We start from the raw sequence: 13,918 nt of genomic DNA on the forward strand, positions 1-13,918 counted from the left end.
TTGTCCGGCAAACCAGTGGGGAATCATTTTGCCCCTGAGGAGTCGGAACAATGCTCGCCAACCTGGCATATAGATAGCTGGCCGTTGGTTTTTTGATCTGTTTTCGGCGAGGGTTGCTCGTGATTGTTAGTCCCTGTAATGCACCAAAATTGTCTGCCAAACGGTTACGAAACGCACTGGTGACGGGCTCCGCCCTGTTTTGCCTGTTCGGCGCGGGTCAACTGTGGGCATTCAGTCTGGACGATGTGTCGGCCAAGGCAAAAGAACTGGCTGGGCAGAAATACGAAGCTCCGCGCAGCAATCTGCCGAACGAATTTCGCGAAATGAAATTCGCTGACTACCAGAAGATTCGTTTCCGCAACGAAAAAGCCGAGTGGGCCGATCAGAACACCCCGTTCAAGCTGTCCTTCTATCACCAGGGTATGCACTTCGATACACCGGTGAAAATCAATGAAGTCACCGCTGACAGCGTCCAGGAAATCAAATACGACCCCAATCGTTTCGATTTCGGCGACGTAAAGTTTGATCCAAAAGCCACTGAACAGTTGGGTTATGCCGGCTTCCGTGTGCTGTTCCCGATCAACAAGGCTGACAAGCAAGACGAAATCATGACCATGCTTGGCGCCAGCTATTTCCGCGTCGTCGGCAAGGATCAGGTGTATGGCCTGTCGGCCCGTGGTATGGCAATCGACACCGCGCTGCCGTCCGGCGAAGAATTCCCGCGTTTCACCGAATTCTGGATCGAGCGTCCGAAGCCGGGCGACAAGCACCTGGTGATCTTCGCCCTGCTGGATTCCCCACGTGCGACGGGCGCCTACCGCCTGATTCTGCGTCCGGGCACCGACACCGTGGTCGACGTCAAATCCCAGATGTACCTGCGCGACAAGGTCAGCAAGCTGGGCGTGGCCCCGTTGACCTCGATGTTCCTGTTCGGCGCCAACCAGCCGTCCAAGGTCCTCAACTACCGTCGCGAGCTGCATGATTCCAGCGGTCTGTCGATCCATGCCGGTAATGGCGAGTGGATCTGGCGCCCGTTGAACAACCCTAAACATCTGTCGGTCAGCAACTTCAGCGTCGAAAACCCGCGTGGGTTCGGCCTGCTGCAACGTGGCCGCAACTTCAGCCATTACGAAGACCTGGACGACAACTACGACAAGCGCCCGAGCGCCTGGATCGAACCTGAAGGTGACTGGGGCAAAGGCACCGTCGACCTGGTAGAGATTCCGACCGCCGACGAAACCAACGACAATATCGTTGCCTTCTGGAGCCCGGCCGAACTGCCGGAAGTCGGCAAGCCGCTGGACGTGTCCTACCGCCTGCACTGGACGCTGGACGATGCTGCCTTCCATTCGCCTGACAGTGCCTGGGTCAAGCAGACCCTGCGTTCCACCGGTGACGTGAAGCAATCCAACCTGATCCGTCAGCCGGACGGCAGCGTGGCTTACCTGGTGGACTTCGAAGGCCCGGCCCTGAAAAAACTGCTGCCGGACGCCCCGGTGCGCAGCCAGGTGAGTGTTGGCGACAACGCCGAGCTGGTTGAAAACAGCGTGCGCTACAACGAGCACACCAAAGGCTGGCGCCTGACCCTGCGCATGAAAATCAAGGACGCGAGCAAGCCGACTGAAATGCGCGCCGCGCTGGTGCAGGAGATCGCACAGGCCGAGCCAGAACAGGTGTCGACCCACGTGCTCAAGGCTGACAAGGTCTTGGCCAAGCAACATGAGAAACAGGCCAAGAAAGACGCCAAAGAGGCAAAGGACAAGGACGCCAAGCAGCCAGAAGCTGCCCCGGCCCCTGTCACGCCGGAGCCGGCCAAGACCGAACAAGTCCTGACCGAAACCTGGAGCTACCAGTTGCCCGCCGATGAGTAATTCACAAGTCAAGCCAGAGACTCTGACCGAGTACCTGGCGCATCTGCCCATGACCGCTGAGCAGCGTGCCGAACTGGCGGGCTGCAGCTCCTTCAGCGAATTGCACGAACGCCTGTCGTCCGCAACCTTCGACGCACCTACCGACGCCGCCCAAGCGTCGGTGGGCCGCAGGCTGACCCTCAGCACGGCCGAAGAGCTGCAGGACGCCGAGATGCTGGCGCTCGACGCCAGCGGTCGCGTCTGCCTGAAGGCCACGCCGCCGATCCGTCGAACCAAAGTCGTGCCCGAGCCTTGGCGCACCAATATCCTGGTACGCGGCTGGCGCCGGATGACGGGTCGTACCAACCCGCCCAAGCCGCCGAAAGACGAGCGGGTCCTGCCGGCTGCGCGCTGGCGGACCGTGGGTTCGATCCGTCGCTATATCCTGTTGGTGCTGATGCTTGGCCAGACCATCGTGGCCGGCTGGTATATGAAAGGCATCATGCCGTACCAGGGCTGGTCGCTGGTGGACTTCGACGAAATCCGCAACCAGACCCTTCTGCAAACCGCTACCCAGGTTCTGCCTTACGCGCTGCAAACCAGCATCCTGATCATGTTCGGGATTCTGTTCTGCTGGGTCTCGGCCGGTTTCTGGACCGCGTTGATGGGCTTCCTCGAACTGCTGACCGGCCACGATAAGTACCGTATCTCCGGTAAAAGTGCTGGTAATGAGCCGATTCCGAAAGATGCCCGCACCGCGTTGGTCATGCCGATCTGTAACGAAGACGTGCCTCGGGTATTCGCCGGTTTGCGTGCGACGTTCGAATCGGTGGCGGCTACCGGTGATCTGGACCGCTTCGACTTCTTCGTGCTCAGCGACAGTAACGACGCCGATATCTGCATTGCCGAACAGCAAGCCTGGCTCGACGTGTGCCGCGAAGCCGGTGGTTTCGGCAAGATTTTCTATCGCCGCCGTCGCCGTCGCGTCAAGCGCAAGAGCGGTAACCTCGACGACTTCTGCCGTCGCTGGGGCGGGGACTACAAGTACATGGTGGTGCTCGACGCCGACAGCGTGATGAGCGGCGAATGCCTGACCAGCCTGGTACGCCTGATGGAAGCCACGCCGGATGCCGGGATTATCCAGACCGCGCCGCGTGCGTCGGGCATGGACACCCTGTATGCGCGCATGCAGCAGTTCGCCACCCGCGTCTACGGCCCGCTGTTCACTGCCGGCCTGCACTTCTGGCAGCTGGGTGAATCCCATTACTGGGGCCACAACGCAATCATCCGCATGAAGCCGTTCATCGAGCACTGCGCCCTGGCGCCGTTGCCGGGCAAAGGCGCGTTCGCCGGTGCGATTCTCTCCCACGACTTCGTCGAAGCCGCGCTGATGCGCCGTGCCGGCTGGGGCGTGTGGATTGCCTACGACCTGCCGGGCAGCTACGAAGAACTGCCGCCGAACCTGCTCGACGAACTCAAGCGTGACCGTCGCTGGTGCCACGGTAACCTGATGAACTTCCGCCTGTTCCTGGTCAAAGGCATGCACCCGGTGCACCGTGCGGTGTTCCTGACTGGCGTGATGTCCTACCTGTCGGCGCCGTTGTGGTTCTTCTTCCTGGTGCTGTCCACTGCGTTGCTGGCGGTGAACACCCTGATGGAGCCGCAGTACTTCATGGCGCCACGCCAGTTGTACCCGCTTTGGCCACAATGGCATCCGGACAAGGCGGTGGCGCTGTTCTCCACCACTATCGTGCTGCTGTTCCTGCCTAAATTGCTCAGCATCATCCTGATCTGGGCCAAGGGCGCGAAAGAGTTCGGCGGCAAGTTCAAGGTGACCCTGTCGATGCTGCTGGAGATGCTGTTCTCCATGCTGCTGGCGCCGGTGCGCATGATCTTCCACACCCGTTTCGTACTGGCTGCGTTCCTCGGCTGGGCTGCGACCTGGAACTCGCCGCAACGCGACGACGACTCCACGCCTTGGAGCGAAGCGGTCAAGCGCCACGGTCCGCAGACTGTGCTGGGCTTCTTGTGGGCACTGTTGGTGGTGTGGCTGAACCCGAGCTTCTTGTGGTGGCTGATCCCCATCGTCGGTTCGCTGATGCTGTCGATCCCGGTGTCGGTGATTTCCAGTCGGGTCAAGCTGGGCCTCAAGTCTCGCGATGAGAGCCTGTTCCTGATCCCCGAGGAATACAATCCACCGCAGGCGTTGCTGTCGACCGAGAAGTACACCCACGAAAACCGTTGGCACGCGCTTAACGACGGGTTCGTGCGTTCGGTGGTCGACCCACAGCAGAACGCCCTGGCCTGCGCCCTGGCGACTTCACGTCACCGCGAGGCGGAGCCGATCGAGTATCTGCGTGGGGAGCGTGTTCGCCACGCGTTGAAAGTCGGCCCGGCCGGCCTCAACAACGGCGAACGTCTGGCCTTGCTCAGTGATCCGGTGGCCCTGGCTCGCTTGCATGAACAGGTGTGGAGCGAAGGCCATGCCGAGTGGCTGGACGCTTGGCGTGCTTCGATCAAGGCTGACCCGCACGCGCCGTTGCTACCCCTGCAACCGCAGTCGTCCCAGGCTCTGCCGGCCTGATTCAGACGCCCCCGAGGGCTCACCTCGGGGGTGTTCCAAGCGCTTGTCCTACAGCGTTTACCGCCCCTTCCTTTGTTTGCTAACCCCTTGTTATTTCGAAACAAAACACCTTCGTTCGAAGCGTGTTGCCGTGCCTGTGGCTGGGGTAGCATCGCCCCCAATTTGACTCGCCACGGGGGCACACATGTTCAAAAGGTATGGTTCGGCACTGCTGATGGGTGTTGTCGCATTGATTTACACAGGCTTGCTCAACGCCGGGGCAATTGACGACGCCGTTCGCCGTGGAGTGCTGAAAGTCGGCACCACGCCGACTTACGTACCGTTCGAAATGACGGACAGGCAGGGGCGCGTCGTCGGCTTCGAGATCGATTTGCTCCACGCCATGAGTCGCGCGCTGGGGGTTGAACTCGAACTGGTCACGGTGCCCTATACGGAGTTGCTGTCGGGGCTGATCACGAAGAAGTTCGACTTGATCGGCAGCGGTATGACGGTCACCCAGGAGCGCAACCTAAAGCTCAATTTCAGTGATTCTTTTATCGTGGTGGGCCAGACCGTCCTGCTGCATCCGCGCCTGGCCGGCACGGTGTCGAGCATCGAAGACCTGGACGAGGCGAGCTATCGGATCGCGGTCACCGAAGGCACCACCGGCGAGGCGGCGGCGCAGCGCTTCCTGGGGGCGGCCCGGCTGATGAGTTTCGTAACGCCGGAGGAGGGTGTGCGCGAGGTGGTGGAGGGCAGGGCCGACGCTTTTATTTATGATGCGCCCTACAACCTGATCGCAATGGCCCGGCCCGAGAACAGCGCATTACTGACGCTGGAGCAGCCGTTTACCTTTGAGCCTCTGGCGTTCGGCCTGAAAAAAGGTGATTACGACAGCCTCAACTGGATCAATCATTTTCTCAACCAAGTGGCTCAGGACGGGACCTACGATCAATTGCATGACAAGTGGTTCAAGGACACTGCCTGGATCGCGGAAATTGACTTGTCGTCATAACTGCTTACACATCAACCCATTAGTGAACCCAGGCGCTGACCGGTCTAGGCCTGCGGTCACGCGCGGCGCCGTAGGGTTTCTCTTACACACGCCGATAACATTTAGCCGTGAAACCTTTGTGACGGGCAACGAGTGGGTTAGGATCGCACCCCGAAATGGCGCAGCCCTTTTGTGCGCCCACTTTATAAGAACCGTTCAGGGGACTTGATGATGAAAAAGTATCTTTCGATGCTGATGCTCGGTGTCACCGCGCTGGTGGCGGCCACTGCGGCCCAGGCCGGCGCCATCGATGATGCGGTCAAGCGCGGCACGCTGAAAGTCGGCATGGACCCGACCTACATGCCGTTCGAAATGACCGACAAACGCGGTGACATCATCGGTTTCGAAGTGGACATCCTCAAGGCCCTCGCCAAGTCCATGGGCGTCAAGCTGGAACTGGTGTCTACCGGTTACGACGGTATCATCCCGGCCTTCCTGACCGGCAAGTTCGACATGATCGGCAGCGGCATGACCCTGACCCAGGAACGCAATCTGCGCCTGAACTTCAGCGAACCGTTCATCGTGGTCGGCCAGACCCTACTGATTCGCAAGGACCTGGAAGGCACCATCAAGTCCTACAAAGACCTGAATGACGAAAAGTACCGCCTGACCTCCAAGCTTGGCACCACCGGTGAAATGGTTGCCAAAAAGCTGATCGCCAAAGCCAAGTACCACGGCTACGACAACGAGCAGGAAGGTGTGCTCGACGTGGTCAATGGCAAGGCTGACGCGTTTGTCTACGACGCACCGTACAACGTGGTGGCCGAGAAGAAAGTCGGCAATGGCAAGCTGGTGTTCCTTGACGAACCCTTCACCTTCGAACCCCTGGCGTTCGGCCTGAAGAAAGGCGACTACGACAGCGTCAACTTCATCAACAACTTCCTGCACCAGATCAAGCACGACGGCACCTACGATCGCATCCATGACAAGTGGTTCAAGAGCTCCGAGTGGCTCAAGGACATGGAATAAAGGCTGATTGATCGTTCCCACGCTCCGCGTGGGAATGCAGCCCGTGACGCTCCGCGTCACAAAGCAGACGCAGAGCGTCCATTGAGGCGTTCCCACGCGGAGCGTGGGAGCGAGCTCTAATCCCGGAATCTGAAATGAAACAGAAAAAAGCCCAATGGCCCTGGCACCTGCTGACGGTGCTCGTACTGGTCGGCCTGGCTGGCGCCTTGTACTACGCCACCTCGCTGATGTCCTACGAATGGCGCTGGAACCGCGTGCCGCAGTACTTCGCCTATCAGGCTGAGGAAGCGCAGCGTGCGGCGGATATTTCGACGGTCATTGAACTGGTACGCAAAGGCGACGTGGCCGAGGTTACCCTGCGCAATGACGCCGGCACCGAACAAACGCTGACGGTTGCCGACAACAGCCTGCAGGTGGCGCGCGGCGATGATGTGGCTGAAGGTGACGTCATCGGTGTCAACCGTCATTGGGCGTTGGGGCCGCTGATGTGGGGCCTGTGGACCACGCTGTGGTTGTCGGTGGTGTCCGGCGTCCTGGGCCTGGCGATTGGCCTGGCCACCGGTTTGTGCCGCCTTTCCAGCAACCCGACCTTGCGCGATCTGTCGACGCTCTACGTCGAACTGGTGCGCGGTACACCCCTGCTGGTGCAGATCTTCATTTTCTATTTCTTTATCGGCACGGTGCTCAACCTGTCACGGGAGTTTGCCGGGATCGCCGCACTGTCGCTGTTCACCGGCGCCTATGTGGCGGAAATCGTGCGTGCCGGTGTGCAGTCGATCACCCGTGGCCAGAACGAGGCCGCACGCTCCCTGGGCTTGAGCGCCAGCCAGTCGATGCGGCATGTGGTGTTGCCCCAGGCGTTCAAGCGCGTACTGCCGCCGCTGGCCGGGCAATTCATCAGCCTGGTGAAAGATACCTCGCTGGTCTCGGTGATCGCGATCACCGAGTTGCTCAAGAGTGGACGCGAAGTGATCACCACCTCGTTTTCGCCGTTTGAAATTCTGTTCTGTGTGGCAGGCCTGTACCTGCTGATCAACCTGCCGCTGTCGAAAATGGCCAGCCGGCTTGAGCGGAGGCTCGCGCAAAGTGATTGAAGTCCGCGATCTGGTAAAAGTCTTCGACACCCGTGGTCATGTGGTGCGTGCGGTGGACCATGTCACCACCCAGGTGGCCAAGGGCGAAGTGCTGGTGGTGATCGGCCCGTCAGGTTCTGGCAAGTCCACCTTCCTGCGCTGCCTTAACGGGCTGGAGGAATTCGACTCAGGTTCGGTCAGCATTGACGGTTTGCAGTTGGCAGACCCGAAGACCGATGTGAATGCCTATCGCCGTGAAGTCGGCATGGTGTTCCAGCATTTCAACCTGTTCCCCCACATGACCGTGCTGGAAAACCTGTGCCTGGCGCAAAAGGTCGTGCGCAAACGCGGCAAGCAAGAGCGTGAGGCCAAGGCCCTGGCACTCCTGGAAAAGGTGGGTATTGCGCAGAAAGCCAATGAGTTCCCGTCACGCCTTTCCGGCGGTCAGCAACAGCGGGTCGCCATCGCCCGGGCGTTGGCGATGGAACCCAAGGTGATGCTGTTCGACGAACCCACCTCGGCCCTCGACCCGGAAATGGTCGGTGAAGTGCTCGACGTCATGAAGACCCTGGCGCTGGAAGGCATGACCATGGTGTGCGTCACCCATGAGATGGGCTTTGCCCGCGAGGTGGCAGACCGGGTGTTGTTCTTCGACCACGGCAAATTGCTGGAAGACGCGGCGCCGGCCGAATTCTTCGCGGCGCCGAAGGACCCGCGGGCCCAGGCTTTCCTGCGCCAGGTTTTATAGGTCCAGGAGCTGGCAGAACGACGCGGATCCAAATGTGGGAGGGGGCTTGCTCCCGATGGCGATAGATCAGTCTGTTAGATGTCGACTGCAATCCCGCTATCGGGAGCAAGCCCCCTCCCACATTGGACACTCAGCGTCTGCTGCTTAAGTAAACAGCGTAACCCCGGTGTTTCAGAGCTTGAATTTGCCGATCAGCGTCTGCAGATCCAGGCTCAACCTCGTCAACTGAACACTCGCGGCCGCCGTTTCCTCGCTGGCGGCGGCGGTCTGTTCCGACACATCCCGCACCTTCAAGACACTGCGATTGATTTCCTCGGCCACCGCGCTTTGCTGTTCGGCGGCGGCGGCAATCTGCGGGTTCATTTCCTGGATGACCGATACCGTGCGGGCAATCGCTGCCAAGGCCTCGCCGGCGTCGCGAGTCAGGGCAACGCTGTTGTCGGTCAGGTTGCGACTGCTGTCCATGATGTCCGCGACCTGCTGGGTGCCGTTATGCAGCCCCAGGATCAGCCCTTCAATCTCTTCAGCCGATTCCTGTGTGCGCTGGGCCAGGCTGCGCACTTCATCGGCGACCACGGCAAACCCTCGCCCGGCAGTGCCTGCGCGCGCCGCTTCGATGGCGGCGTTCAGGGCGAGCAGGTTGGTCTGCTGGGACACGGACTTGATAACGTCCAGCACGCTGGCGATCTTTTCGCTCTCTTTTTGCAGAGCCAGCATCGCGCGGCCGGATAAGGCCATTTCACTGGCCAGGTTGCCGATTTGCTCAACCGCCTGGATGACTACCTGCTCGCCGGCGCCGGCCTGCTGGTCTGCTTCGTTCGCTGCAACGGACGCGCGTTCGGCATGGCGCGCCACTTCCTGGGCGGTGGCGAGCATTTCATTCATCGCCGTGGCCACTTGGTCGGTTTCATCTTTCTGATTGTTCAGCCCGTTGCGGGTCTGTTCGGTCACGGTGGATAACTGCGTCGCCGCACCGGCAATCTGCCGAGCGCTGTCACCGATGCTGCTGATCAGGCTGCGCAGGCTGCGGGTCATTTGCCCGATGCTTTGTTGCAGCTGGCCCAGTTCGTCGCGGCGCTCCACGTGGGTGTCGTGGCTCAGGTCGCCTTGAGCGACACGGTTGGCGGCAACGAGGATGTCACGCAACGGCGAGGCGATCTGGCTGGCAATCCACCACGCGGCCAGCGCGCCCAGCCCCAGTGCAGCCGCCGTGACGCCAATCAGCAGCGTGCGCGTGTGGTCGGCCTCGTCATTGCGCTTGGTGTTCTGGCTCTGGCTCAGCAAGTTACTGTTCTCGCGCAACTCATTGAGCTGCTGTTCGAAGCGGTTTTGCACGGTTTCGACGTTGAGCTGGGCTTGCTTGAGCTTGAGCAGTTGTGCACGGTAGTCGTTCAGGTCGGTTTTGAGCAGTGCTGAGTCCACGGGCAGCATGAACACTGCCTTCTGTGCGATGTCCAGCGCATCCAGCGCCTGGCTTGCTGCCTCGGCATAGGCTTGCAACGACTCGGCGGCCCAGGCGGGATTCTGGGCGCGATCCTCGGCCTGCTCCATGGCTTGGCGCAGTTGCTCAATGGCGTCGAGCGCCTTTTCGTCATTCTGGTCGGGCAAGTCGCTGGCGAATTGGGCCAGGGTGTCACTGGCTTGCAGGGCGGATTTTTTGAGCGCTGGCCGGACACTCTCTCGCTGCTCGATCAACGCGGGCAGCTCCGCCAGCGCGGCCTTCAAGCCAGCCACCAGGCGTGTCGCCTCCTCATTGCGTTGTACATCGATCGGGTCTACCAATCGATGCGAAAGGTCTGCCAGGAGCTGGTCGATTTTCTCGGTCTTCTGCGTCATCTGGGCCAGGCTGGCTTTGTCCGCAAGGGTGCGGTAGACGGTGCGGTCGGCGCGCATGGCCTCCGCGTACACGGCCAGTTCGCCCAGGCTCGTCAGGCTATTGGACCGATAAAGCACGGCGTTCAGGGCTTGCCAGCCCGCCGCGGCGATCATGAAACTGAGGATCAGCACTTGGCCAAAACCCAGAGCCAGCTTGAGGCGAACACTGGCGTTAACCAGTATGCGGGTCAGCCGAGAAAACATGGCACACCTCCCAATCAGAAAAAGCGTTTCGCGACAGATGAACGCTAATCCGATTCGAGGTGAGGGCTGGCTGATAACTGTGTAGGAAATTTCACAAGATGCGGCGGCCTCAATCGGCCGCCGCTCAAGTCAGTTAGATGCGGAAGCGCCCGACCAGGGTTTGCAGGTAGATGCCCAGGCGTGCCAGCTCTGCGCTGGACGCCGCCGTTTCTTCGCTGGCTGAAGAGGTTTGTTCGGAAACATCGCGCACATTCAACACGCTGCGGTTGATCTCTTCGGCCACCGCGCTTTGCTGCTCGGCGGCCGTGGCGATCTGCGAGTTCATTGCCTGGATGGTCGAAACGGTACGTGTGATGTTCTCCAATGCGCTGCCGGCGCGGCGGGTCAGTTCGACACTGCTGTCGGTCAGGCCGCGGCTGTTGTCCATGATGGTCGCCACCTGCTGGGTACCGTTTTGCAGGCCGACGATCAGTTCCTCGATCTCCTCGGTGGACTTCTGTGTGCGCTGGGCCAGGCTGCGCACTTCATCGGCCACCACGGCGAAGCCACGCCCGGCTTCACCGGCACGCGCCGCTTCAATGGCCGCGTTCAGCGCCAGCAGGTTGGTTTGCTGGGCCACGGACTTGATCACGTCGAGCACGCTGCCGATTTTGTCGCTTTCGCGCTTCAGGTCGGCCATGGCGATCGTCGAATTGCCGACTTCGGTGGCCAGGCGCTCGATCTGGGCGATGGCTTCGCCAACCACCTTGTCGCCTTCACGGGCCTGCAGGTCGGCGGCCACGGCGGCTTCCGAGGCTTCCTCGGCATTGCGCGCAACTTCCTGCACGGTAGCGGCCATCTCGTTCATGGCCGTGGCTACCTGGTCGGTCTCGATCTTCTGACTGTTGACCCCGGCGCTGGTCTGTTCGGTCACTGCCGACAACTGCTCGGCGGCGCTGGCGATTTGCGTGACGCCATCGCTGATGCCGCCAATCAACTCGCGCAGGCCCACGGTCATGCTTTGCATGGCGCGTTGCAGTTGGCCGAGTTCATCCTGGCGGGCAGATTCCAGGTTGTGGCTCAGGTCGCCCGAGGCTACGCGTTCGGCGACCTTGAGGGTTTGATTGAGCGGAATGATGATCTGTCGAGTGATGGCCCAGGCGGCGAAGAGACCGAAGATCAGTGCCAGCAGGGCAGCCAGCAGCAACAGCTGTTTGGCTTGCGCGGCATCACTGTCGCGGACCACGGTTTGCGAGGCGGTGAGTGTGCTGCTGCGGTCCAGCAGAATGTCGCCTTGGACGTTCATGAGTTTCAGCGCAGCGGCGCTGGCCACCTGCGAGTCACGGTACTGGCTGACAGCGGCGCGGTAGGCTTGCAGCGAGGCGCTGGCCTGTTGCAGGTTGGTCGAGAATTGGTCAGGTAGCTGGCCGTTAAGGGCGGCGATTTTCTTCAGCGTATTGTCGATGGCATCCAGCGCAGGCTGCTCGGCCTCGACTTTACCGCTGTAGGTGTAGCCGCGAACCTGAAACCGTGCCTGCTGGATCAGCTTGCTCAGGTCGACGATGCTGTTGAACTGGCTGACGCTGTCGCCCTGTAACAGGGCCTTTTCCACTTCGCCGACTTTGAGCACCGCGTTGTCGGCGGTATCGCCGAGTTTGCTGCGCGCGTTTTCGCGATTGGCTCCTGCCTGGACCATGGCGTCGAATGCACGCTTGTACTGGTCAACCGCCGCAAGTTGGTCATCGACCAACGCGATATCGGCGGGCTGTTCAATCAGCGCCCGCGCAGTTTTCAGGCCGCTTTCCAGTTGGCCGAGAAGGCCATTGACGGTTGCCGGGCCCTGTTCGCCACGACGCATTTCAAAGTCCAGTCGCGCGATGCGCAGGTCCTTGCTCAAGTCGTTGAGGCTGGCGATGTAGCCCAGTTTGTCGCCACGGCTTATCACGTTGGAAAGCCCGGTCCAGCCGGTGAGTGTGATGATTAACGTAAGCAGCAACACCAGGCCGAAGCCTACGCCCAGTTTGGTTTTGACGCTCACATTTCCGAGCTTTTCGGCCGACCAACGATACATGCTGCGAACTCCCCTGGAACAAGGCTTGGACTTATTCACAGGCTATCGGCATGTGCACGGGATTCTGTAGCGCCACCGATTCACTGGGGGAGGAGGCTTGCCCTAATGCCAGTCAGTTAAGGCTTTTTGTAGGAGCGAGGCGGGCGGCTAGCCCTTGCTCGCGAAGAACTCAGAGCCCCCGCGTTTATTCAGAATGAACGCGTTGCCTAGACGTTTTTCGCGAGCAAGCTCGCTCCTACAGTGGAGCACTTTCGCTTAACTGAATGGCATTAAGGCTTGCCCCGATCATCATAGAGCGTCCGTGACAGGCGCCTGAGGCAGCGCCGCACCCTTGGGCCACAACATCCAGATCTGCCCCTGTTGCTTCATGTTCCCGGCCAACTCGCCCGCTGCCTCGCCTGTGCCCCAGAACAAGTCTGCCCGCACTTCGCCGGTGATTGCGCCCCCGGTGTCCTGGGCTGCGACGGGTCTGGTGATGGCTGAACCGTCAGGTTTGGTGGTCGACAGCCACAACAGGCTGCCCAGCGGAATCACCTTGCGGTCCACCGCCACGCTGTACCCCGCCGTCAATGGCACATTCAGCGACCCGCGCGGCCCTTCGTTGCTGTCGGGGCGGGCGCTGAAGAATACATAGCTGGGGTTGCTCGCCAACAACTCTGGAATACGCTGCGGATGCGCCTTGGCCCAGGCGCTGATGGCACCCATGCTCACCTCTTCTTTTTTCAGCTCGCCTTGCTCGACCAGCCAGCGGCCGATAGGGCGGTAGGGATAGCCGTTCTGGTCGCCATACCCCACGCGCAGTTGACGCCCACCGGCCAGTTGAATACGCCCGGAGCCCTGGATCTGCAGGAACTGCAGGTCCATCGGGTCGGTCAGCCAGGCTATCGGCTTGGCGGTCGAGCCCTGGCCGTTGATGGTGCTGGCATCGTCATACGGCTTGAGCACGCGGCCTTCCAGGCGGCCGCGCAGGCGTTTGCCCTTGAGTTCCGGATAGATTGCTTCCAGGTTGACGATAATCAGGTCGTCCGGCACGCCGTACACCGGCACATGCGCGGTGGCGGTTTCGGTCAGGCTGCCGGGGTAGACCGGCTCGTAGTAGCCAGTGATCAGGCCGTTCGGGGTGTTGTCGGCTGAACGCAGGCCGAATACATCCAGGCGCTCTTTAAGAAACCCGCGAACCGCCACGGCATTGCCCGGTACGCTGGCTGCCGCTGCGCAGGTCGCGCCCCAGATCGGGTCGGCCTTGAGGCGCTGACAGGCACTGCGCCAGGATTCGAAGCCCGCCAGCAAGTCGCTGTCGGAAACCTCAGGCAGCGCTTCCCACGGAGCGCTCACGTAAGTGGCGACGGCATGGGGTTTGGGCGCCTCTTCTTTGGCTGTCTCTTTGCCAGCGTCTTTGCCCACGTCGCAGCCGGCCAGCAGCGCGATCATCGGTAGAGCCCACGCCAGGCGGCTCCAGGGTTTCCAATTGACATTCATGCACGTAATTCCTGAAGCGATTGCCCGTGCTTTATGGCGCTTGGGCAACCTTG

Annotated in this window: 8 protein-coding genes and 2 pseudogenes; 6 read left to right on the forward strand and 4 right to left on the reverse strand. The window is 60.9% G+C overall.

The features are described from left to right. Window positions 1–119 precede the first annotated feature (119 nt). The 6 genes and pseudogenes from C4J92_RS02165 to C4J92_RS02190 all read left to right on the forward strand — a co-directional run bounded on the left by C4J92_RS02165 (window position 120) and on the right by C4J92_RS02190 (window position 8,257). Complete coding sequence (locus C4J92_RS02165; RefSeq protein ID WP_124365510.1) at window positions 120–1,871, forward strand: glucan biosynthesis protein G; 1,752 nt, start codon at window positions 120–122, stop codon at window positions 1,869–1,871. Next, window positions 1,864–4,436, forward strand: a pseudogene (gene mdoH, locus C4J92_RS02170) (glucans biosynthesis glucosyltransferase MdoH); the annotation flags it as partial. The gene C4J92_RS02165 and the pseudogene mdoH, both read left to right, overlap by 8 nt. A 182-nt stretch (window positions 4,437–4,618) precedes the next feature. After that, window positions 4,619–5,428 (forward strand): transporter substrate-binding domain-containing protein, encoded by an 810-nt coding sequence (locus tag C4J92_RS02175; RefSeq protein ID WP_124402808.1) that lies wholly within the window; start codon window positions 4,619–4,621, stop codon window positions 5,426–5,428. A gap of 210 nt (window positions 5,429–5,638) precedes the next feature. Further along, window positions 5,639–6,436, forward strand: coding sequence for a transporter substrate-binding domain-containing protein (locus tag C4J92_RS02180; protein WP_124360892.1), 798 nt, complete (start codon window positions 5,639–5,641; stop codon window positions 6,434–6,436). A 134-nt stretch (window positions 6,437–6,570) separates the two neighbouring features. After that, window positions 6,571–7,530, forward strand: a complete 960-nt coding sequence (locus C4J92_RS02185; protein ID WP_124360893.1) for an amino acid ABC transporter permease — start codon at window positions 6,571–6,573, stop codon at window positions 7,528–7,530. After that, window positions 7,523–8,257: an amino acid ABC transporter ATP-binding protein gene (locus tag C4J92_RS02190; protein ID WP_124360894.1), complete on the forward strand. Its 735-nt coding sequence runs from the start codon at window positions 7,523–7,525 to the stop codon at window positions 8,255–8,257. Before C4J92_RS02185 ends, C4J92_RS02190 begins: the two co-directional genes overlap by 8 nt. A gap of 171 nt (window positions 8,258–8,428) precedes the next feature. On the opposite strand, the gene C4J92_RS02195 is transcribed toward C4J92_RS02190, so the two are convergent. From C4J92_RS02195 to C4J92_RS02205, 4 genes and pseudogenes are all read right to left on the reverse strand, one after another. Further along, window positions 8,429–10,336, reverse strand: a complete 1,908-nt coding sequence (locus C4J92_RS02195) for a methyl-accepting chemotaxis protein (RefSeq protein ID WP_124402809.1) — start codon at window positions 10,334–10,336, stop codon at window positions 8,429–8,431. 133 nt (window positions 10,337–10,469) lie between these two features. Beyond that, window positions 10,470–11,342 carry a methyl-accepting chemotaxis protein gene (locus C4J92_RS27385; RefSeq protein WP_372237489.1) on the reverse strand — a complete coding sequence of 291 codons (873 nt, stop codon included), beginning with the start codon at window positions 11,340–11,342 and terminating at the stop codon, window positions 10,470–10,472. Next, window positions 11,328–12,386 (reverse strand): annotated as a pseudogene (locus C4J92_RS27390) (methyl-accepting chemotaxis protein); the annotation flags it as partial. The gene C4J92_RS27385 and the pseudogene C4J92_RS27390, both read right to left, overlap by 15 nt. 288 nt (window positions 12,387–12,674) lie before the next feature. After that, the gene (locus C4J92_RS02205) at window positions 12,675–13,865 is read right to left on the reverse strand and encodes a murein transglycosylase A (protein WP_124402811.1); all 1,191 of its coding nucleotides are present in this window, start codon (window positions 13,863–13,865) and stop codon (window positions 12,675–12,677) included. Between the last annotated feature and the right edge of the window lie 53 nt (window positions 13,866–13,918).

It is taken from the genome of Pseudomonas sp. R3-18-08 (genome assembly GCF_003852065.1).
In the GTDB taxonomy this organism is placed as follows: domain Bacteria; phylum Pseudomonadota; class Gammaproteobacteria; order Pseudomonadales; family Pseudomonadaceae; genus Aquipseudomonas.